The 21,697-nt window shown below is 74.1% G+C and carries 17 protein-coding genes and 1 pseudogene; 11 read left to right on the plus strand and 7 right to left on the minus strand.

What is annotated here, in order from left to right; all coding sequences use genetic code 11:
- Positions 1–96: 96 nt before the first annotated feature.
- The 5 genes from R2B67_RS20010 to R2B67_RS20030 all read left to right on the plus strand — a co-directional run bounded on the left by R2B67_RS20010 (position 97) and on the right by R2B67_RS20030 (position 6,697).
- On the plus strand, positions 97–1,470 hold the full coding sequence (locus R2B67_RS20010; RefSeq protein ID WP_317819956.1) for a condensation domain-containing protein: 1,374 nt from the start codon (positions 97–99) through the stop codon (positions 1,468–1,470).
- Entirely contained in the window at positions 1,467–2,510 is a 1,044-nt protein-coding gene (locus R2B67_RS20015; protein WP_317819957.1) for a polysaccharide deacetylase family protein, read from the plus strand. The genes R2B67_RS20010 and R2B67_RS20015 overlap by 4 nt, the downstream gene beginning before the upstream one ends.
- A 48-nt stretch (positions 2,511–2,558) precedes the next feature.
- The gene (locus R2B67_RS20020; protein WP_317819959.1) at positions 2,559–3,869 is read left to right on the plus strand and encodes an MFS transporter; all 1,311 of its coding nucleotides are present in this window, start codon (positions 2,559–2,561) and stop codon (positions 3,867–3,869) included.
- 56 nt (positions 3,870–3,925) lie between these two features.
- Complete coding sequence (locus R2B67_RS20025) at positions 3,926–4,516, plus strand: 4'-phosphopantetheinyl transferase family protein (protein ID WP_317819960.1); 591 nt, start codon at positions 3,926–3,928, stop codon at positions 4,514–4,516.
- A 108-nt stretch (positions 4,517–4,624) separates the two neighbouring features.
- On the plus strand, positions 4,625–6,697 hold the full coding sequence (locus R2B67_RS20030) for a serine/threonine-protein kinase (RefSeq protein ID WP_317819962.1): 2,073 nt from the start codon (positions 4,625–4,627) through the stop codon (positions 6,695–6,697).
- A 23-nt stretch (positions 6,698–6,720) separates the two neighbouring features.
- Here R2B67_RS20030 and R2B67_RS20035 read toward each other — a convergent pair whose 3' ends face one another.
- The 5 genes from R2B67_RS20035 to R2B67_RS20055 form a co-directional block, all read right to left on the minus strand.
- A complete protein-coding gene (locus tag R2B67_RS20035) occupies positions 6,721–7,125 on the minus strand; it encodes a GntR family transcriptional regulator (RefSeq protein ID WP_018514273.1) in 405 nt (134 codons plus the stop codon).
- A gap of 46 nt (positions 7,126–7,171) precedes the next feature.
- Positions 7,172–8,146: an ABC transporter permease gene (locus R2B67_RS20040; RefSeq protein ID WP_317819964.1), complete on the minus strand. Its 975-nt coding sequence runs from the start codon at positions 8,144–8,146 to the stop codon at positions 7,172–7,174.
- Positions 8,143–9,087: an ABC transporter ATP-binding protein gene (locus R2B67_RS20045; protein ID WP_317819966.1), complete on the minus strand. Its 945-nt coding sequence runs from the start codon at positions 9,085–9,087 to the stop codon at positions 8,143–8,145. The genes R2B67_RS20040 and R2B67_RS20045 overlap by 4 nt, the downstream gene beginning before the upstream one ends.
- Before the next feature lie 127 nt (positions 9,088–9,214).
- The gene (locus R2B67_RS20050; RefSeq protein ID WP_109978343.1) at positions 9,215–9,859 is read right to left on the minus strand and encodes a response regulator; all 645 of its coding nucleotides are present in this window, start codon (positions 9,857–9,859) and stop codon (positions 9,215–9,217) included.
- Entirely contained in the window at positions 9,859–11,217 is a 1,359-nt protein-coding gene (locus tag R2B67_RS20055) for a sensor histidine kinase (RefSeq protein ID WP_317819968.1), read from the minus strand. The genes R2B67_RS20050 and R2B67_RS20055 overlap by 1 nt, the downstream gene beginning before the upstream one ends.
- A gap of 202 nt (positions 11,218–11,419) precedes the next feature.
- On the opposite strand from R2B67_RS20055, the gene R2B67_RS20060 reads away from it, so the two are divergent.
- Together R2B67_RS20060 and R2B67_RS20065 are read left to right on the plus strand one after the other, a co-directional pair.
- Positions 11,420–12,229 carry an ABC transporter ATP-binding protein gene (locus R2B67_RS20060; protein ID WP_317819970.1) on the plus strand — a complete coding sequence of 270 codons (810 nt, stop codon included), beginning with the start codon at positions 11,420–11,422 and terminating at the stop codon, positions 12,227–12,229.
- Positions 12,223–14,826, plus strand: coding sequence for an FtsX-like permease family protein (locus R2B67_RS20065; RefSeq protein WP_317819971.1), 2,604 nt, complete (start codon positions 12,223–12,225; stop codon positions 14,824–14,826). The genes R2B67_RS20060 and R2B67_RS20065 overlap by 7 nt, the downstream gene beginning before the upstream one ends.
- A 55-nt stretch (positions 14,827–14,881) precedes the next feature.
- Here the strand turns inward: R2B67_RS20065 and R2B67_RS20070 are convergent, their stop codons facing one another.
- Positions 14,882–15,571, minus strand: a complete 690-nt coding sequence (locus tag R2B67_RS20070) for a phosphotransferase (RefSeq protein ID WP_317819972.1) — start codon at positions 15,569–15,571, stop codon at positions 14,882–14,884.
- Positions 15,572–15,799: 228 nt separating this feature from the next.
- Between R2B67_RS20070 and R2B67_RS20075 the strand changes: the two genes are divergently transcribed.
- The 3 genes and pseudogenes from R2B67_RS20075 to R2B67_RS20085 all read left to right on the plus strand — a co-directional run.
- Positions 15,800–17,179: a carbohydrate-binding protein gene (locus R2B67_RS20075; RefSeq protein WP_317819974.1), complete on the plus strand. Its 1,380-nt coding sequence runs from the start codon at positions 15,800–15,802 to the stop codon at positions 17,177–17,179.
- A 107-nt stretch (positions 17,180–17,286) separates the two neighbouring features.
- Positions 17,287–18,171, plus strand: coding sequence for a dioxygenase family protein (locus R2B67_RS20080; RefSeq protein ID WP_317819975.1), 885 nt, complete (start codon positions 17,287–17,289; stop codon positions 18,169–18,171).
- 199 nt (positions 18,172–18,370) lie between these two features.
- Positions 18,371–18,550, plus strand: a pseudogene (locus R2B67_RS20085) (SigE family RNA polymerase sigma factor); the annotation flags it as partial.
- 111 nt (positions 18,551–18,661) lie between these two features.
- Here R2B67_RS20085 and R2B67_RS20090 read toward each other — a convergent pair.
- A complete protein-coding gene (locus R2B67_RS20090) occupies positions 18,662–20,335 on the minus strand; it encodes a bifunctional 3'-5' exonuclease/DNA polymerase (protein ID WP_317819977.1) in 1,674 nt (557 codons plus the stop codon).
- Between the two features lie 155 nt (positions 20,336–20,490).
- Between R2B67_RS20090 and R2B67_RS20095 the strand changes: the two genes are divergently transcribed.
- On the plus strand, positions 20,491–21,696 hold the full coding sequence (locus R2B67_RS20095) for a DUF2786 domain-containing protein (protein WP_317819978.1): 1,206 nt from the start codon (positions 20,491–20,493) through the stop codon (positions 21,694–21,696).
- Position 21,697: the final 1 nt, after the last annotated feature.

The raw sequence follows: 21,697 nt of genomic DNA on the forward strand, positions 1-21,697 counted from the left end.
GCCGGACACGGCCTAGGGCGCCCGAAGACCGCAGAGAGCACTGCGGAAAGAACCACACACATCGGACCGAGCAAGGGAAGGGAAGGCGGGAACACGATGACGACGGCCGAGGACCGGACCATCAGGCTGGACTCCGCGAGAGCCGGGAGCGGTCCGGCGACCTGGGGGCAGCGGGCGATCTGGGGGGTCGTCTCCCGGCTCGGCGACGACGCCCCCCGGTACAACCTGCCGGTCGCGCTCCCGGTCTCCCCGCCCCGCCCGGTCCCTCGCGTGCTCGCTGACCTGAAGGAGCTGCTCCTGCTCCACGACAGCCTGCACACCCGTTTCCTTCCCCAGGGGGAGGACGGTCTGGAGCAGGTGGTGGACGGCAGCGGTGAGCTGCCCGTCGATCTCCGTACGAGCGCGCCCGAGCAGGTCCAGGAGGTGGGCGCCGCCCTGCTCGCGGAGCTGGGCGGGCGCGCCTTCGACCACACGCGGGAGTGGCCCCTGCGGGTCGGCCTGGTGGAGAGCGGGGGCCTGGTCCACCGGCTGGTGCTGGTCGGCGCGCACACCGGGATGGACTACTGGGGCCTGGGCCGGCTGCTCCGCGACCTGGAGTCGGTCCAGGCCGGGGCGACCGCCGCGTCCCTCCGTGACTCCCGCTCCGCCCTCCAGCCCCTGGAGGCCGCGGAGGTCCAGGCGTCCCCGCTCGGCCGCCGCCGGGACGAGGCGGCCCGCCGCTACTGGACCGAGCAGCTGACGGCCGGCCCCCGGCAGATCTTCCTCAACCCCGCCGCTCCCGAGCTCGCGGACGACCCCACCCGCCGCTTCCCGGGCGCCCTGCTGCGCTCGCCCGCGCTGGCCGTGGCCGTCGGGCGGGTGGCCGAGGAGCTGGGGGTGAGCGATGCCGCCGTGCTGCTGGGCGCGGTCTCCCACCAGCTGGCCCTGTCGTCGGGGAGTAGCGATGTGCTCTTCCAGGTGGTGGTGGGCAACCGGTTCCAGCCGGCCGCCGCCGCGGTGGTCTCCACGGTGGCGCAGGAGGCCCTGTTCCGGCTCACCGACGCGGGCCGGGACTTCGAGGACGCGGTGCGGCGGACGCGGTCGGTCGCGTTCAGCGCCTTCCGCCACGCCGCGTACGACAAGTGGGCGCTGGACCGTGAGGTGGCGGGGCTGGTCGAGAAGGAGGCGGCCGCCGACCACTCGTACTGGTGGAACGACACCCGCGACCCGGCCGCCACCCCGTTCGACACCGTGGAGCGGCCGGACGTCCCGCTGAGCGAGCTGGCCGGCCGGACCGAGCTGAGCTGGCCGACCGAGTTCCTGCCCCGCAGGAACGTCTCGATCGCGGTGGACGCGCTGACCGCCCCGGGCGCCCTGGACCTGGCGATGACCGCCGACCCGGCCGTCATCAGCCGTGCGGGGATGGAGCAGTTCCTCCGGGGGGCCGAGCGGCACATCGTCGACAGGGCGATCGCGTTGGAGGGCCGATGAGCAAGCGGTACGCGGGGATCGCCTGGACGGCGGCGGGCTACCGGGTCGAGGTCCTGGACGACGCGGGGCACCGGGTGGCCGAGCCGAGCAGCTGGAGCGGCGACCGGGTCGCCGAACTCATCGGCTGGCTGGAGGACTTCGGCGACGGTGAGGTTCCGGCCGTCGTCCTGGACAGCACCAACGGGCTGCTCGACGGCCCGATGACGGCGGCGGGCCTGGAGGTGTACCGGGCGGACCCCTGGCTGCTGCCGCCGCGCCCGGACTTCGGCTCCGTCACCGCCGTACAGCTCGCGGAGCAGGCCCGGACCGCGCCCGGTGCGCTGGCCCGGCTGACCGCGGAGACCGGCACGCTGGCCGGCCGCGCCGACGAGTACTTCGAGGGTGTCGAGCGCGGCGAGCCGGCCCGGGCGGCGCTGACGGCGGCCGGACGCTGCTTCGACCACGGCCGGCGGGACGACCCGCGGGTGGCGCTCACCTTCGACGACGGGCCCGACCCGGTGTTCACCCGCCAGGTGGTGGAGATCCTGGGGCGGTACGGGGCCCGCGCGACGTTCTTCTGTGTCGGCCACCATGTCGCGGCGCTGCCCGACGAGGTGCGCCGGATCGCCGCGGCCGGGCACGAGCTGGGCAACCACTCGTGGTCGCACCCGTTCCTGCCCGACCTGACGCCGGAGCAGTTGCGCGAGCAGCTCGACCGTACGGGGGAGGAGCTGGCCCGGGTGACGGGCGCGGCCCCGGTGTGGTTCCGGCCGCCGTACGGGTCCCTGACCCCCGAGGTGCTGGCCGCCCTGGACGGCTATCCGACCACCCTGACCATGTGGGACGTGGATGCCCGCGACTGGTCGAGGCCGGGGCCCGAGCAGATCGCCGCGACCGTCCTGGAGGGCGCCGGGCCGGGCTCGGTGGTGCTGATGCACGAGGGCGCCGGCGACCGAGCCCAGACCGTACAGGCCCTCCCGTCGATCATCGAGGGCCTGCTGGAGCGCGGCCTGGAGCTGGTCCCGGTGGGGGAGTTGGCGGCGACGCCCGACGCAACGTGAACAGCCCCCATGAAGTCACCGATCAACGACCGAAGGATCTGAACGGCTATGGAAGAGCGCTTGGCAGAGCACGCCGCGGCGGAATCACCCCCGCCCTCGTCGCCGCCACCACCGCCGAAGGACGGCCCGAGCGGTTCCGGCGGCGGCCCCTCGGCGGGGGAACCGGCGATCTGGTCCCGTAACTTCAAGTTCTACTTCGTCGGCCGCAGTGCGGGCCTCCTCAGCTGGGCCATGCTGCCGGTCGCCGTCGCCGCCGGTCTGCTCATCGACGGGTACGGCCTGGAGACCGCGGGCTACTCGATGGCCTTCCTGGTCGCCCCGTTCGCCGGCCTGGTGCTGTTCGGCGGGGTGCTGGCCGACCGGTTCACCGCCCGCCGGATGATGATCCTCGCCGACCTGGCCAACCTGGTCGCCCACGTCCTGCTCGCCCTCCTGTTCATCCATGGCATCGACCACCTCTGGCAGCTGTACTCGCTGCTGGTGGTCGCCGGTACCGCCAACGCGCTCTTCCAGCCCGGTGCCGCCTCCACCGTCCCGCTGGTCTCGCGGGACGTACAGGGCGCCAACGGCATCCTGCGCACCTCGGAGGCGATCACCGGTCTCGGCGGCCCGGCGCTGGCCGGAACCCTGGTCGGGTTCGGGTCCACCGGCTGGGTGATGGTGATCTCCGCCGTCGCCTACGGGACCAGCGCGCTGTGCCTCTTCGTGCTCAAGCTCGGCGTGGTACCCGCCCCGCCGGCCGGTGAGTCGATGTGGCACAACCTGGCGGTCGGCTGGCGGGAGTTCTGGTCCCGCAGCTGGCTCTGGGGCGTCATCGTGATCTGGATGTTCTACGCGGTGCTCGCCTGGGGCCCCCAACTCTCCCTGGCCGCAGGGGTCATCGTCCCCGAGCACGGCGCGCGCGCCTTCGGCCTGGTCAACGCCGCGCTGGGCGCCGGAACCATCATCGGCGGCCTGCTGGCCATCCGCTACAAGCCCGAACGGCCGCTCGCCGCAGGGGCCGTGGCGATGATGGCGTACCCGCTGTACCCGCTCGGCATCGTGCTCGGCTGGCCGGTCTGGATGCTCATCGCCGCCCAGGTCGCGGTCGGGACCGGCATCGGCATCTGGGGCGTCATGTGGTCGACCAGCGTGCAGACCCAGGTGCCCGGCGAGATGCTCAACCGCATCCACGCGTACGAGGTCGCGGGCTCCGTCGGCATGTACCCCATCGGCAGCGCGCTGGCCGGCCCGGCGGTCGGCCTGTTCTCCACGAAGACGGTGCTCATGGTGGGCGTCGTCGTCTCCTTCCTCACCGCCTCCGCGCTCCTCGTCGCCCGCCCGATCCGCGAGCTGCGCCGGGTGCCGGACCGGCTCTGAACACCGTCGGACCCGCGCCACTCCGCCGGCGTACGGCTGCTGAAGGCGTCCACTACATGGTCGGCCGGAGCGAGGAGGTGCTGGCCGCGCTGCCCGTCGCGGAGAGGGACCGGGCGGCGGCATCGCGGCTGCCGCCGTGGCGTGCGCAGGAGTACGCCGCCGCGCGGACGCTGCTGCGCGCCCTGTTGCGGGAGATCGGCGAGGACGTGGCGGGCGGGCCGGTCGCCGCCGACCCGAGCGGCCGGCCGTACCTGCCTGGCCGGCCGGATCTGGGCGTGAGCCTCTCGCACTCCTCCGGCCGGGTCGCGGCGGCGGTCGGCCGGGGCTGTGCGGTCGGCGTCGACGTGCAGACCCCTTCTTACGTGTCCGACCGGCTGCTGGGACTGTGCTGTTCGCCGGCCGACGCGGAGGCGCTCGCGGGCATGCCGGAGGCCCGGCGCAGAGCTGAGTTCGCCTGGATCTTCACGGTCCAGGAGGCGTGTGTGAAGGCCGTCGGGCGGGGACTCTCCGGCCGCCCGTGGAACGTGCCGGTGAACCTCGGCCAACAGGCGGGTGACTGGGGGCGGGTGAGCTGGTGCGCCCCGCGCGACGGGGAGCCGGTCCCGGTCGGCTGCGCCTGGAACGCGAGTCTGCCGACGACCAGTTGAGCCGTGCTGCCACCTGCCCCGGCCGCGCTGCCCGGCAGACAGGGCTTCTATCCTGAGCCGAGCGCGGGCGACCGCAGAGGTACGGGCCAGCGGGGGATCGGGTCAGCAATGAGCGGCGGCAGGGAACAGCACGACGGCGAGCGCTACACGGCCATGGAAGGCATACGCCCCCTCGTGGCCGGTGATCCGGAACGGATCGGGCCCTATCCGCTGCTCGGCCGGCTGGGGGCGGGCGGCATGGGCCGGGTCTATCTGGCCCGGTCGGCGGGGGGCCGTACGGTCGCGGTGAAGGTCGTCCACGAGGAGCACATCTCCAACGGGGAGTTCCGGGCCCGCTTCCGCCGCGAGATCGAGGCGGCCCGCCGCGTCGGCGGCCGCTACACCGCCCCCGTGCTGGACGCCGACGCCGATGCCGACCACCCGTGGGTGGCCACCGGCTATGTGCCCGGACCCTCCCTGGAACAGGCCGTACGGGAACACGGCCCGCTCCCCGCCGAGTCCGTACACGCCCTGGCCGAGGGGCTGTTGCGGGCGCTGCGCGGCATCCACGCCGCCGGAATCGTGCACCGCGACCTGAAGCCGTCCAACGTCCTGCTCACCGTCGACGGCCCCCGCGTCATCGACTTCGGCATCGCCCGCGCGCTCCAGGTCTCGGTCGAGTCGCTGCTCACCAGCACCGGGATGGTCATCGGCTCGCCCGGTTTCATGGCGCCCGAGCAGATCCTCGGTGAGGAGACCGGTACGGGGGCGGACGTCTTCGCGCTCGGCTGCGTCCTGATGTACGCGGCCACGGGGCAGCTGCCGTTCGGGAACGGGGCGAGCAACCAGCACGCCGTGATGTACCGCATCGTCGAGTCCGCGCCCGACCTCAGCCAGGTGGGGGACGCGGCATTGCGGGAGCTGATCGGGCGCTGCCTCACCAAGAAGCCCGCCGAACGGCCGGGCGTGGAAGCGCTGTTGGCGGGCGCCGGTACGTCGGAGAGCCCGGGCGCCGCCCTGCGCGGCGGGGCGTGGCTGCCGCCGCAGCTCCTGGCCCGGTTGGCGCGGCAGGCGGCGGTGCTGCTGGACGCGGATGTGCCGAGGGCGGCTGAGGCTGTGCCGGTACCGGGGGCTGAAGCGGGGCCCGTACGCGTACCCGTGACGGAGGCGGATGCGGAGGCGGAACCGGCACCCGAAGCGACTCCCGCACCCGCACCGGACCCCGCGCCCGCACCGGACCCCCTTCCCGCTCCCACTCCCGCACCGGAACCGACACCCGCGCCGGGAGCCACGCCCCCGCCCGCCCTCGTCGTCTCGGCAGGCGAGCCCGGCGGAAGGGCCCCGCGCCGGCGTCGGCGTACCTGGGTCGTGGCGGCGGCGGTCCTCGCCGTGCTGGCCACCGGCTCCACCGTCGCCTTCCTCCAGCACGGCCCGGGCGCCCCCACGGACGCCCGCGACAGCGACGCGGCCGCGCCCTCCAGGACCGGCGACGGCCCTTCCACCGCGCCCTCCGCAGGCCCCACCGGCAAGGACGGGAACGAGGCGAAGCCGAAGGACAAGGGCAAGGACGGCAAGGACGGCAAGGGCCAGGAGGAGGAGAAGGGCAAGGGCGGCGACGCAGGCGCAGGCGAGGCAGCTGGCTCCGGCTCCGGCGGAGCCGCCGTCCCCGGGGGCAGCGTCTCCGGATCGGGGTCCTCCTCGTCCAGCGGCGGCGGCGATGGCGGCACCCAGCCCGGCTCCGGCTCCTCCGACAACGGCGGCTCCGGTACGGGCTCCAACTCCGGATCCAGCTCGGGCTCCAGCTCCGGCTCCGGGACCGACCCGAAGCCGCCCGCCCCGGACCCCGACCCCCCGGCCGCGGACAACCGCGTACCGCAGCACTTCGTCGGGACCTGGTCCATCGCGTCGCAGTACGCTCTCCAGCCCCACACCGTGGTCATCCGCAGGGTCTCCCCGGGACAGGTCGCGGTGACCCTCGTCGCCGACGTACAGGGCACGGGGCACTGCGAGTACGCGGCGACGCTCTCCTCCGTGTCCAACGGCGGGCAGCGGATCAACGTGGGTACCGCCACGGTGGACAAGGCACGTTCCACCGGGATGTGCCGCGACACCGACCCCTCGTTCTTCGCCGTCGACGGGTCCGGCATCCTGCACGACGTCGGCCCCGCCCACGGCAGCGGCTACCGCTACAACCGGGCCTGACACCGACCAGGCCGAAGGGCGCCTCAGCCCGCCGCCTCGCCCGGGTACGCGGTCTCGAAGGCCGAGTGGAACAGGGCCGTCACGTCCTGGCCCGTGAGCCCTTCCGTGCGGGCCTGGTCCATCCACGCGGCCAGGGACGCGCGGAGCGGCGAGTCGGGGCCGGACTGGGGCTGGGCGAGGGAACGGGTGATGAACGTGCCCGCCCCCTGCCGCACCTCGGCCAGACCCGCCCGCTCCAGCTCGCGGTAGGCCTTGAGCGTGGTGTTCGGGTTGACCTTGGTCGTGGCGGCGACCTGGGCCGCGGTGGGCAGCCGGTCACCCTCCTCCAGGGCTCCCATGCGCAGCGCCTGCTCGACCTGGCGCACGATCTGGAGGTACGTCGCCACCCCGCTGCGCCGGTCGATGCGGAACACGACCACGGACTTCACCTTCCGCTCGATTGCCGACACTTTACGTAGGGGATGCGTACGGCCCCTACAGCGGGCGGCGCGAGACCCGCCACAGGACGAACCCCGTGAGGAGCGCCGTCCCGGTGAGCAGAAGGCCTGCCGCGGTCCACTGCATCGTCGCCATCTGGTCGTAGTCGAGGTACTCGATGACGTCGTTGATGATGCCGTGCTTCTCGATGCACGCGTTCTGCGCCTTGTCGGTGGCCTCGGCGCAGGTGCCCCAGCCGAAGAGCTCGCCCTGCGCGTTGCCGACCCAGCGGTCGACCTCGTACGCCTCGTCGAAGCGGGCCGGGAGGTCGGTGTCCTTCGGGTACGTGAACATCTGGGTGGAGCCGAGCCGGATCCGGATCTCGTCCCAGACGTACGAGGAGACGGCGGTGAAGCCGAGCGCCACCGCCATGGCGGGCACCAGGCGGCGCAGCAGGACGCCGATGGTGATGCCCGCGGCGGTCATGAAGAGCAGCAGCGCGGGCAGGACCGGCCCCGTGTTGTCGAAGATCGGACCCTCGACCCACTTGGTGAAGAAGAGGGAACGGTGCGGCTGCCACCACCAGGTGAACGCGGCCGAGAGCATCAGGCCGCAGACCAGGGCGAGGGTGTAGGCGAAGCCCAGCTTGGAGATCAGCCACTGGCGGCGGGTCACGGACTGGGTGGTGACCAGCTGCGCGGTGCCGTTCTCCCGGTCGCCCGCGATCAGCGGGGCGCCGACGAAGACGGCGAGGATCAGCGGGAGGCCCGAGAGGAGGGAGGAGATGTAGCCGTAGCCCCGGCTGTCGTCGACCGCGTACCGGACCTCCTTCTCCGGCCAGCCGCGCGCGTCGAGGAGCTGGACCATCTCGTACCGCTGGTACACGATCCAGAGCGTGCCGAGCACGGCGATGCCGAGGACACAGGCCAGCGCGGTGCGGTGCTGGCGCACGACGAGCCAGGGCAGGCCGCGCAGCAGGCGGCGCCGGGGCCGGCGTCCGGTGGGGGTCTCGGTGAGGGTGGTGGTGCTCATGCGGCCTGGGTCCCTTCGGCGTCGACGCGGGCGCCCTGGGTGTAGAGCGAGGGTGCGTCCGGGGAGCGGAGATGGGCGAGCAGGACTTCCTCCAGGGAGGGCTCGACGCTCTCCCAGTCGGCGGACAGCGGCCCCTTCGGCCGGATCATCGCCTGGAACTGCCGTCCCTGGAGGCGGGATTCGACCACGGTGTGCCGGTCCAGCTCGGCCGGCAGGGCGCCGTCCCGGGTCACGCCCGTCACCAGGGTGTGGGCGGGTACGAGCGCGTCGGCGTCCCCGGCCATCCGGATCCGGCCCTCCGCGACGACCAGGAGGTAGTCGCACATGTCCTCCAGCTCGGTCAGCATGTGGGAGGACATCACCACCGTGGTGCCGCGCTCGACGGCCTCCGCCATCAGCAGCGTGCTCATCTCGTCCCGGGCCAGCGGGTCGAGGTCCGACATCGGCTCGTCGAGGAGCAGCAGGTCGGGGCGCTTGCCGAAGGCGAGCGCGAAGGCGACGCGAGTGCGCTGGCCGCCGGAGAGCGTGCCGATCCGGGCGTGCATCGGCACGTTGCCCGAGCGCACGATCCGCTCGGCCGCCGCCGCGTCCCAGCCGGGGTTGAGCTCGGCGCCCATGCGCAGGGTGTCGGCCACGGTGAACCGCTTGAACAGCGGCTTCTCCTGGCCGAGGAAGGCGAACCTCGGCATCACGGCGGGGTCGTCGACGGGGATGCCGAAGATCCGCAACTCGCCGTTGGTCGGCTGCACCTGACGGGTCGCCAGCCCGAGGAGAGTGCTCTTTCCGGCGCCGTTCGGTCCGACCAGCCCGCAGATGCGTCCGGCCGGGATGCGGAAGGAGCAGTCGCGCAGCGCCCAGCCGCGGAAGTAGCGCTTGCCCAGTCCGCGGGCCTCCAGGGCCCAGCTGCCCGCAGTTCCGTTCGGAGTGCTCGTGTCTGCCACGCGCCTCGCCTCGATTCCATTAGTCAATTAATGGAATCATGGTGTTCTGAGGGAATGCCTGTCAAGCGCACGCCGCTGCGCGTGCGCACGGGGAAGGGGTTTCTCAGCCGCCGAGGGTGGAGGGGGCTCAGCCGCGCAGGTACGCCAGGACAGCCAGCACCCGGCGGTTGGTGTCGTCGGAGACGGAGAGGTCGAGCTTGGTGAGGATCGAGCCGAAGTGCTTGCTGACCGTGCCCTCGCCCACGGACAGGGCGGCGGCGACGGCCGCGTTGGACCGGCCCTCCGCCATCAGGGCCAGCACCTCCTGCTCGCGGGCCGTCAGCCGGGCCAGGGGGTCGCGGCGGTGCCGGATCAGCTGCCGTACGACCTCGGGGTCCACCACCGTGTCCCCGCGCGCGACCCGGTCCAGCGCGCCGACGAACTCCTCGACATGGCCGATGCGCTCCTTGAGCAGGTAGCCCACCCCCGTACCGTCGCAGGAGTCGAGCAGGTCCTCGGCGTAGGCGCGCTGGACGTACTGGCTGAGCACCAGGACCGGCAGCCCGGGCAGCCGTTCGCGCAGCTCGACCGCGGCCCGCAGGCCCTCGTCGGAGAAGCCCGGGGGCATCCGGACGTCGGTCACCACGATGTCCGGGCGGTGCTCCAGGACCGCCGCCGTCAGCTCGCCCGCAGTGCCCACCCCGGCGACGACGTGGTGGCCGAACCGCTCCAGGAGGCCGATGAGGCCCTCGCGCAGAAGCACGCTGTCCTCGGCCAGTACGACGCGCAGCATCAGGTCCTCGATCGGGCGGGCGGGCAGGGGACCTCCAGCCGGAACACCGTCGGCCCTCCGGGCGGACTGGACAGTAGCAGGGAGCCGCCGAGCACCGAGAGACGGTCGGCCACCCCTTGAAGGCCTGTACCGACGCGGGCCCCGCCGACTGTGCCTGTACCGCTACCGGTCCTGCCGTCCGCCGCCCCGGCCTCCCCGCCGTCCGCCGCCAGCCGCGCGCCCCCCTGCCCGTCGTCCTCGACCTCCACCACCAGCCGCCCCGAGACGACGCCGCCCCGCACGCTCGCCCGGGTCGCACCACTGTGCTTCGCTACGTTCGCCAAGGCCTCGCTGACCGCGAAGTAGACCCCGCTCTCGACCGCTTCGAGCAGCCGCCCCGGCACGTCGAGCCGGACGTCCACGGGTATGGGGGAGCGGTCCGCGATGTCCTCGACCGCCGCCGGGAGCCCCCGGTCGGTGAGGACCTGGGGGTGGATGCCCCGGATCAGCTCCCGTATCTCCACCAGCGCGACATCCGCCTCCCCCTGCGCTTTGGCCAGCAGCCCGCCCAATGGCTCGGCGGGGCCCTCCAGCCGGGCCAGGCCCAGCGTCATGGAGAGCGCGACCAACCGCTGCTGCGCCCCGTCGTGCAGGTCCCGCTCGATCCGCCGCCGCTCCGCCTCGAACGCGTCCACCAGCCGCATCCGGGACCGGTCCAGCTCCTGGAGACGGGAGTCGGCCCCGGACTCCGGTACGGAGAGGAGCTGCCGGGTCAGCACGGCGCGCCCCGCGGCCAGCGCGCCCAGCGGGTACGCCAGCACCGGCAGCAGCAGCACCCCGGCCGCCAGCACGGCGAACGCCTCCGGGTAGGAGTCGGCGATCCAGAGCTTGAGGACCTTCGCCTCCCCGTCGCCGCCCGCCGCCATCACGGCCGGCGTCGCCATCAGTCCGCCGCAGACCAGGAGCATCGCCCCGACGGCCAGGGCCTCCAGCGGCCACAGGACCGTCGCGAAGAGGAGCGCGTACCCCAACTCCCGCCAGGTGGAACGCTCCTGGAGACGGGTGCGCAGCCAGGCGGTGAGCCCCGTGCCCGGCGGTTCGCGGTGCGGGTCCGTGAGCGGGGTGCTGTCGACCAGCCGCAGCCTGCGCCGCTCCAGCGAGGCCAGCGGTATACCGGAGAGGACCAGGACGAGCAGCAGCGGCAGCCCGACCAGGACCACCGCGAGCGCGCTGCCCGCGACGGCCAGCAGCACCAGCGTGAGCAGCGTGGCGGCACCGAGCGGCACACTGGTCAGCAGATACAGCGCGGCGCGCCACGGGCGGGCGCTGATCACGTAGTCACGCCGCCGGAGCGGTTGCCAGAGGCCGGATGAGTGCATGCCCGATGGGTGCGTGCCCGATGGGTGCATGCCGGATGAGTACATGCCGGAAACGCTACGAGACGCCACCGCCCGCCGACCATCCCCTCCACCCCCCTTCTGACCTGCCGGTATCCGTAGGCCGGGGGTGGAGGTAGCTCCACCATCAAGACTCCAGCCCGCTGCGATGTGCCGTGCGCCCGGCCCGAGTTGACTGGACGGCATGAACGAATCAGCCGTCCGGCTCCGCTCCGTCACCCGCTCCTACGGCCGCGCAGGCGGCGAGGTGAAAGCCCTCGACCAGGTCGATCTGGACATTCCCCGGTCCACCTTCACCGCCGTCATGGGGCCCTCCGGCTCCGGTAAGTCGACCCTCCTCCACTGCACGGCGGGGCTCGACCGGCCCACCGCCGGCCAGGTGTTCCTGGGCGACACCGAGCTGACCGGGCTGAGCGAGAAGCGGCTGACCCGGCTGCGCAGGGGGCGGATCGGCTTCGTCTTCCAGGCCTTCAACCTGCTGCCCTCCCTGACCGCCGCACAGAACGTGGCCCTGCCGCTGCGACTGGCGGGCCGCAGACCGGACCGGGCCCAGGTGCTGGAGGCGCTGGAGCAGGTGGGGCTGCGGGAGAGGGCCCGGCACCGGCCCGGCGAACTCTCCGGCGGCCAGCAGCAACGGGTGGCCCTGGCCCGCGCCCTGGTGACCCGGCCCGAGGTGCTCTTCGGCGACGAGCCGACCGGCGCCCTGGACTCCACGACCGGGCGCGGGGTGCTCGGGCTGCTCCGCTCGATGGTGGACGACGGCCGGACCGTGATCATGGTGACGCACGACCCGGTCGCCGCTTCCTTCGCCGACCGGGTGCTGGTCCTGGCGGACGGCCGGATCGTCGACGAGCTGTACGCGCCGTCGGCGGAGCAGGTGGCCGCCCGGATGGCGCGCGCCGACCGGACCGTACAGGCATCGCCCGCTCCGGCGCGTGCGGAGGCTGCGGCGGGTACGGAGGCTCCGCTGCGTGCGGAGGTGGCCCCGTGCTGATGCTCGCCCTGCACGGCGTACGGACCCGGTGGGTCACCTTCGTCGGCTCCTTCGTGGCCCTCGCCCTGGGCGTCGGCCTGATCGCCGCCACCGGACTGGCCCTCGCGGCCACCTTCAGCGCCCCGGACAAGGGCCCCGAACGGTTCGCCGCCGCCCCCGTCGTGGTCCGGGCCGACGACCAGCTGCGCGTCCGCACGGCGAACGGTGTCCGCACCCGGCCGCTCGCCCGGACCGCCCCGGTGCCGCCCGCGCTCGTCACCGAACTGGCCGCCCTCGGCAGGACGGTGGAGGACCGGACCTTCCCGGTGGACCTGGCCGCCACCGGCCGGGACGGCGATCCGAGGGCTCAGGGCAGTGATCTGCGGACTCAGGGCAGCGCGTCGAGGGCTCAGAGCAGCGGGCCGAGAGCCCAGGGCAGCGATCCGAGAGCCCAGGGCATCGAGCCGAGGACCGGCCACCCGTGGTCGGTCGCCGCGGCCGCCCCGTACCGGCTGACGAGCGGTCGCTCCCCGGCCGCCCCGGGCGAGGCCGTCGTCACCGCGGGGCCGGGCAGCCACCTCCGTACCGGCGACCGGGTCCGGGCCACCACGCCCGCGGGCGCCACCACCCTGACCGTGGTCGGCACCGTGGCGGACCGGGGCTTCGAGAGCGCCGTGTTCCTCGGCGACGAGGAGGCGGCCAGGATCTCCCCGGCCGTCGACGCCCTGGTGGTGCACGCCGACGCCACCGCCGTACGGGACGTGGTGGTCCGTGCGGGCGGCGGCATGGACGTCCTCACCGGCGACGGGAGACGCCGCGCCGACCCGGGCCCGGACCGCGACGCGGAGGCCCTCGTCTCGGTCAACGCCCTGCTGGGGACCGCGGCGGGCATCACGCTGTTCGTCTCGGTCTCCGTGGTGGCCTCGACGTTCGCGTTCGCCGTCGCCCAGCGCAGGCGCGAGTTCGGGCTGCTGCGCACGGCGGGCGCCACGCCCGGCCAGATCCGGCGGACCGTCGTCGCCGAAGCGGCGGTCGTCGGCGTTCTCGCCTCGGCCGCGGGGTGGTGGCTGGGGGCCACCGGGGCTCCCATGCTGGCCGCCCGGCTGGTCGAAGCGGGCCTGGCACCGGCGTGGTTCGCGATCGGAGAGCAGACCTGGCCGCTGCACACCGCGTTCTGGACCGGGGTGGGCGTCGCGACGGCCGGGGCGCTCGCCGCCTCCTTCCGGGCCGGGCGGACCGCCCCGACGGAGGTGCTGCGCGAGGCGGCCGTCGACAGCCGGACCATGCCGGTGAGCCGCTGGATCCTGGCCGCCCTCGTGCTGCTGACCGGCGCGGGGCTGCTGGTCACGGCGTTGGCCCTCGACCCCGGCGACGTCCTGGGGCGCAAGGCCTACATCACCCGGCCGCTGCTGCTCATCGTCGGTGTCGCCCTCCTCGCGCCGGTGCTCGCCGGGCCGTTGGTCCGGGCGCTGACCTGGCTGCCCGCCCGGCTGCCCGGCGCCACCGGCGTACTCGCCCGGGAGAACGCCTCCGCCGGGGTGCGCCGGACCGCCGCCGTCGCCGCCCCCGTCGTCATCACCGTCGCCCTCACCGTCTCGCTGCTGGGCACGGTGGCCACCCTCGCCGAGGCGAAGGCCACCGAGGTGCGCACCGCCACGACCGCCGACCTTGTGGTCGTCCCGGGAGCCGAGGGCCGCACGCTCCCGCCGTCCTTCGTCGAGCGGGTCCGGGCCGTCGAGGGCGCGGTGGCCAGCGTCTCGCGGTCCACCGCCGTCACCGTGCTCGAAGAGGGCACCGCTCTGGTCACCTCCGAGGCCCGCGCGGTGGACCCCGCCCGCCTCACCGCCGTCTCCGCGCCGCCCGTGGTGGCCGGACGCCTCACCGACCTCGACGACGACAGCATCGTCGTCAACGAGGAGTGGCTGACCACCACGGTCGGCGAACGGGTCACCGTCTGGCTCGGCGACGGCCGCCAGGTCTCCCTGCGCATCGCCGCCGTCCTCGCCACCGGCACCGGCAGCAACGGCGTCTACGTCACCGCCCGCAACGCCGGAGGGGCCGGGGCCGACCGTGTCGACGTGGCGGTCGCGGAGGCCGCCGACCCCGGCGCGGTCGCCGCCGCGCTGCGTACGGCCGCCGAGGCGGAGGGCACCGGCATACGGGTGCTGACCGGGGCGGAGTGGGCCGCGGCTGCCGCCCCCGGGATGAGCGACAGCACCCGCGCCGGACTGTGGCTCATCCTCTCCATGGCCCTCCTCTGTACGGGGATCGCCCTGGCCAACACGCTGGTGACGGCCACCACCGACCGGGTCCGCGACCTCGCGGTGCTCCGCCTCACCGGGGCCTCCGTCCCTCAGGTGCTGCGGCTCGTCGCGGTGGAGGCCGTGGCCGTGGTGACCGTCGGGGCGGTGATCGGCGCGGGGGTCGCCGCAGTGAACCTGGCGGGGGTGTGGAGCGCGCTGGCGCTGCTGGGCGACCGGTCGGGGGTCGTCGTGCCGTGGGGGACGACCGGAGCCGTCATCGCGGCCGCGGCCGTCGTGGCAGCCGTGTCCGCCGTGGTGCCCGCCGCGTTCGCACTGCGCACCCGGCCGGTCGAACTGGCGGGTATGCGCGAGTAGTTCCCCGTACGGGAACCGGCCCCTCCTACGGCGAAGGCGCGCGGCCCAACAGGGTCTACCGCGAAGGCGCGCAGCCCAGCACCATCTTCACCGCCGCGTCCAGGCAGCCGCGTTCGGGTGCCGTCAGGAACGGGTTCTCCCGCTGGCGGGCCCGGGCGCGGGCCAGGTCGGCGGCGTCGGTGCCGCCCTCGCCGGCCAGCTCCGCCAGCAGGGAAGTCAGCAGCGTACGGGCCCCGGCCTCCGGCGCCGGGAACTCCGGGTCGAGCGCCACCCGGGCCAGGGTCAGCGCCGACATCGCCCGGTCGAGGCCGGGCGGGCCCTCCGTGGCGGTGGACCAGTCGATCACCACAGGGCCCCGGTCCGTCATCATCACGTTCTCCGGGTGCAGGTCGAGGTGGAGGATGCAGTCCTGCGGATCGGCCGAGACGCGGGGCGGGATCGCGTGCAGTTCGCGCAGCAGCCGGGCCAGCAGCACGCCCCCCTCGGCGGCGCTCAGAGTCCCCGCCAGCAGGGCCTCGGACATGGTCGGGCCGGTCAGCCGCTGGAGCACCAGATCCGTGGGGCGGGCCGCGTCGGCGGGCGGGCCGATGCGCGGCACCGGGTACCCGAAGGCGCGGACGTACGACATCACGGCCAGCTCCTCCGTGGTGTCGGAGCGGTCGCGGTAGCGGCGAAGGACCCAGGAGCCGTCGAGTTCGTACACGTCGGCGGTGCGTCCCGAGCCCAGAAGTTGCCCTGTGTGCATGGGGCCGAACCTACCCGGGCGTACCGGTGAAGGGGAGACGCCGGGCGGCTTCGGGAGCCTTCGGGCGAGCAAGGAGGCGCCTTTGTTCCCGCGGCCCCCATAACGCGGGAGGAGGGGGTGAACGGGATCTCCTGTGCCCGGTCCGCGCGCGGCTACGGTGTCGGCAATTCCTTGGTCCGGACCAACCCCCCACCGGGCCGGGACACCCCCTGAAGCAAGGAGAGTTACGTGGAGAACACCAAGCTCCGCAGACGCGTGCTCGCCACCGCAACCGCCACGGTGGCCGTGGGCGCGCTCGCCCTCGCGGGACTGACCGGAGTGGCGTCCGCAGGCCCGCCGGGAACCACCGCCCCGGCCGTCTCCGCCGACAGCCTCTCGCCCGGCCTGCTGGCCGCCCTGGAACGCGACCTCGGGCTCGACGCGGACGCCGCCAGAACCCGGATAGCGGGCGAGTACCGCGCTGCCGCCATCGCCGCCGGCCTGGAGAAGTCCCTTGGCACGAGCTTCGCCGGGGCCCGGGTCAGCGGGGACAAGGCGGACCTCACCGTCTCCACGACCGACGCGTCCGAGGCCGCCCTCATCACGAAGGCGGGCGCCAGGGCCGAGGTCGTCGGCCACAGCCTGGACCGCCTCGAAGCGGTCAAGGACGCCCTCGACAAGGCGGCGCTGAGCAAGGCCCCGAAGAACGTGCCCGTCTGGTACGTCGACGTCGCGGCCAACCGGGTCGTCGTGAACGCCGCGAGCACCTCGGCCGGCGAGGCGTTCGTCAAGGCCGCCGGGGTCGGCGACCAGCTCGTCACCGTCGCCCGCTCCACCGAACAGCCCCGCGCCCTCGCGGACATCCGCGGCGGCGACGCGTACTACATGGGCGGCGGCGGCCGCTGTTCCGTCGGCTTCTCCGTGACGCGCGGCGGTACCCAGAACGGCTTCGTCACCGCCGGCCACTGCGGCCGGGTGGGCACCACCACCAACGGCGTCAACCAGCAGGCCCAGGGCAGCTTCCAGGGCTCGACCTTCCCCGGCCGTGACTACGCCTGGGTCGCCACCAACGCCAACTGGGTGCCGAAGCCCCTGGTCAACGGCTACGGCCGCGGCGATGTGACCGTCACCGGCTCCACCCCGTCCGTCGTCGGCGCCTCGGTCTGCCGCTCCGGCTCCACCACCGGCTGGCACTGCGGCACGATCCAGCAGCTCAACACCAGCGTCACCTACCCGGAGGGCACCATCTCCGGCGTGACCCGCACCAGCGTCTGCGCCGAACCGGGTGACTCCGGCGGCGCGTACATCTCCGGCAGCCAGGCGCAGGGTGTCACCTCCGGCGGCTCCGGCAACTGCTCCTCCGGCGGTACGACGTACTTCCAGCCGCTGCTCCCGGCCCTGCAGGCGTACGGGCTGACGCTCGTCACCAGCGGCTCCACCCCGCCGACCACCCCGCCCACCACCCCGCCGCCCACCGACCAGCCGGGCGGCACCTGGGCGGCGGGCACGACCTACGCCGTCGGCGCCACCGTGACGTACGGCGGAGCGACCTACCGCTGCCTCCAGGGACACACGGCCCAGGCCGGCTGGACCCCGGCGGCCGTCCCGGCCCTCTGGCAGCGCATCTGACCGCCGTTCCGGCGGCCTTCACCCCACCTGCCCGGCGTCACCGAACCTCCTGAACCTCTCCGCCTCCCCGCACCGAGGACTCCGAGGAATCTGTCATGACCCCACAAATGGACAACGCAACCCCCCACGAGCCGAACGCTTCCGACGAGGCGAACACCTCTGACGCGGCGTCGGCCGACCCGCGGCGCATCAGCCGCAAAGGTCTCCTGAAGGCCGCGATCGTCGCGAGCGCGGCTCCTCTGCTCGCCGGAGGAGGCGTCGCGCTCGCCCGGGACGCCGCATCGTCGGGCGGGGGCGCTCTCCTGGCCCCCACCCCGCAGTGCGACGACGGCGACGACACGACACCGCCGCAGATGGAGGGCCCGTACTTCAAGCCCAACTCCCCGCGGCGCACCAGTCTGGTGACGTCCGGCACCCCGGGCGTACCGCTCACCGTGAGCGGCTACGTCTTCGGCCGGGCCTGCCGGCCCATCTCCGGCGCCCTGCTCGACTTCTGGCAGGCCGACACCAACGGGTCGTACGACATGGCCCAGTACGCCTTCCGGGGGCACCAGTTCACCGGTGCCGACGGGGCGTTCAGCCTCACCACGATCGTGCCGGGCCTCTACCCGGGGCGCACCCGCCACATCCATGTGAAGGCGCAGGCACCCGGGGGCCGCATCCTCACCACGCAGCTCTACTTCCCGAACGAGCCGCGCAACAACACCGACGCCCTGTTCGACCCGGAGCTGCTGATGAACGTCCGCAGCGTCGGCAACGGTCGCCAGGGCACCTTCGACTTCGTGCTGGACGTCGCCCAGACGCCCGGCCCGAGCGATCCGCCGACCCAGCCGCCCACCGATCCGCCGGGTGGCACCTGGGCACCCGGAACCTCCTACCGCGCGGGAGACCGCGTCACCTACGGCGGGGTCGCCTACCGCTGCCGGCAGGCACACCAATCCATGACGGGCTGGGAGCCGCCGAACGTCCCCGCGCTGTGGGAACGCGGGTAGACGCGACAGCAGCGCAGGCGCACCACCGCCCCGCGCCCCGTTCACGCCGTCCGGCGCGTGAACGGGGCGCTTCCGCGTGCGGTCCCCGCCCCGGGGTCCGGCGGAATTCTCGTGGGGCCTGAAACATTTGCCGGGCACTGGCGCGTCGATCAGGTGAAGGGGCGGAACGGAGGACGTACGAAGATGGACGGGGGAAGGCATGAGGACATCGCGTGCCGAGGAGTTCAAGGAGTTCGCCGCCATGCGGGCGAGCCATCTGTATCGCTCGGCCTGCCTGCTGACCAGCGGTGACGTTCACCTCGCCGAGGACCTGGTGCAGGAGACGCTGGGCCGGATGTACGTCCACTGGGGCCGGGCCCGGCGGATCGACAACCCGGCGGGGGCGACCAGCCCGGAGTGGCTGAAGCTCCAGCAGAAGTAGGGAGCTCCCGGCGGGAGTGCAGTGTGCGGGGCCCGACGTGACCGCACCGCACACCGACGACGGTCCCGCTCACTTCGCGTCGGAGTACCGCTCGACGACCGCCGTGGTGAACGGGAACCGCACCGGGGTCTCCCCGAAGGCGATCCGTCCGGCCAGCTCGCCGGCCGCCCGGATCGCCTCGGTCACGGCGTCGGTCTCCTCGGCCGGGCAGTGCACGATCACCTCGTCGTGCTGGAAGAAGACCAGCTCGGCGCGGAGCCTCTGTTCGTGGAGGGTGCGGCGCAGCCCGGCCAGGAGGAGCAGGGCCCAGTCGGCGGCGCTGCCCTGGACCACGAAATTCCGGGTGAAGCGGCCTCTGGCCCGGGCCAGACCGCCGTCGGAGACGGCCTCGCCGCCCTCCTGCGGGATGCCCGCCTCCTCGTCCTGGCCGGCCAGTGCGACCGGCGGGCTGGTGCGGCCCAGCCAGGTCCGCACCGTCCGCCCCTCCTCGCCCGCCCGCGCCGCGTCGTCGACGTAGGCGACGGCGAGCGGGAAGCGGCGGCGCAGGGCGGCCAGGTTCTTCAGCCCGTCCCCGGAGGTCTGGCCGTAGACCGCGCCGAGCAGCGCCAGCTTGGCGTGCTCGCGGTCGCCGTGGAACGCCCGGTCGGACAGGGCCTTGTAGAGGTCGCCGTCATGACCGGCCACATCCATCAGGCCCCGGTCGCGGGAGATCGCGGCCAGCACCCGCGGCTCCATCTGGTCGGCGTCCGCGACGACCAGCCGCCAGCCCTCGTCGGCGACTACGGCCTGCCGGATGACCTTGGGGATCTGGAGGGCCCCGCCGCCGTTGGTGGTCCAGCGCCCGCTGACCGTGCCGCCCGGCTGGTATTCAGGGCGGAAACGGCCCTCGCGCACCCAGTCCTGGAGCCAGCTCCACCCGTGGGCCGTCCAGATCCGGTAGAGCTTCTTGTACGCGATCAGCGGCTCGACCGCCGGGTGGTCCAGCTCCGCCAGCTCCCACCGCCGGGTCGACTTCACGGAGATCCCGGCCTGCGAGAACGCCTTCACCACATCGGCGGGCAGGTCGGGGCGGACCCGTCTGCCGAAGGCCGCCGACACCTCGTCCGCCAGCTCGGCGAGCCGGCGGGGCTCGCCACCGCCCGCGTACCGCTCGCCCAGCAGCCCGTGCAGCACGTCCCGGTGCACATCGGCCCGCCAGGGCAGCCCCGCCCGGTGCATCTCGGCGGCGACGAGCATCCCCGCCGACTCCGAGGCGGTCAGCAGCCGCATCCGGTCCGGGTGCTCGGCCGTGTCGTGGCGGCGCACCTGGTCCGCGTAGACCCGCAGCAGCCCCTCGAAGGGGACCTCGGGGCCGGAGGGCGGCTCGAAGAGGGAGGACTGGGAGCCGGGTTCGGCGGACCGGGCGGGCGGGTCCGGCGGCACGGGCGCGTTCTCCAGCCGGGCCAGCGCGGCGGCCGCGGACCGGGGCTCACCGAGCCGCCCCGCGTGCCCGAGCAGCAGGAGCTCGGCGCACTCGATGTCGTAACACCGCTCGACCCGGACCCCGGCGGCGAGCAGCCGGGGGTAGAGCTCGGCGGTGGACCGCCACACCCAGCGGGCCACCTCGGGCCGGGAGCGTACGGCCGCGACGAGATCGGGCTCGGCCAGGACCGGCCCGGCGGGCGCGCCGTCCCCCGCGAGCGGCACGAGCAGCGCCCCGCCCCCGTCCGCAGCAGCCACCGCCCACCGTTCCCGTCCGGTCATGGTGCGAGTCTGGCACCCACCACTGACACCACCCCGGAACGCCGGCCCGCCCCGGAACGGCAACCCGCGCCGGAGCGGGTGCCCGCGCCGGAACGGCCGACCACCCCGGAACCGGCGCCCGTCGGCCACCCCGGCGCCCCGCCTACCCTGGTCGGATGGAAGCGGTGATCGACCAGGCATGCGCGGCGGCGCTGTACGCGGAGGGCGACGCGGCCCTGGACACCGGGGCCTCCCTGCTCGCCGCCGCCCCCGACGCGGACGATGACCTGCACCGGCGCGGCGAGGAGTTCGTGACCCGGGCCTGGGGGAGGGGCTGGCACCCCGCCGACCTGGTCCGGTTCGTCCGGCTGGAGCTCGACGAGCGGCGGGCGGTGCTGGCGGCCACGCTGATCGCCGCCGAGACCGCCCGGTACGGGGAGCTGCCGCCCCGCTGGCGCGCCCAGCTCGCCGAACTGCCCGGACCCGTACCCGTACCGCGCAACAAGCCCGACCGGTTCAGCTACGCCTCCGACCTCCTGGAGCTGTACCGGCTGCTGCTCCGGCTCCCCGCGATCGAGCCCGTCGGCCCGGCGCCCGGCACCGCCGCCGACCACCTCCACCGGCCGCCCGCCCCCGACGAGCCCCGCATGCTCACCCGGATCCGGGCCCTGCTGGCCAAGGCGGAGGCGACGGGCTTCCCGGAGGAGGCCGAGGCGCTGACGGCCAAGGCGCAGGAGCTGATGGCCCGGCACAGCATCGACGAGGCCCTCATCGCCGCCCGCAGCCACAGCGCCGAGACCCCCGGCGCCTGCCGGATCGGGGTGGAGCCGCCGTACGAGAGCGCGAAGGCGATCCTGCTCGACGCCGTCGCCTCCGCCAACCGCTGCCAGGCCGTGTGGAACGGCGACCTCGGCTTCAGCACGGTCGTCGGCTTCGAGCCGGACCTGGAGGCCGTCGAGCTGCTCTTCACCTCCCTCCTCGTCCAGGGCACGGCCGCGATGACCCGGGCGGAGGCCGGGCAGCGGGCCTCCGGCCGTAAGCGGACCAAGACATTCCGGCAGTCGTTCCTGATGGCGTACGCGCAGCGCCTCGGCTCCCGGCTCGCCGACACCACCGAACGGGCCACGGCGGCTGCTGATACGGAGACGGGCGGGGGCACGTCTGAAGGCCCCGCCGACCTGCTCCCCGTCCTCGCCGCCCGGGACGTCGCCGTCACCGAGACCGCCGAGCGGATGTTCCCCCGGACCACCACCACCCGCGTCCGCGGGGCCACCGACCTCGACGGCTGGAACCACGGCACCGAGGCCGCCGACCGGGCCCGCGTAGGAGGCTCCCGCAGCGATCGCACGTCCCCTGGACGCGACGGCGAAATCATGGCGTAAG

This window comes from Streptomyces cyaneofuscatus (genome assembly GCF_033109485.1).
GTDB classification, from domain to species: domain Bacteria; phylum Actinomycetota; class Actinomycetes; order Streptomycetales; family Streptomycetaceae; genus Streptomyces; species Streptomyces cyaneofuscatus.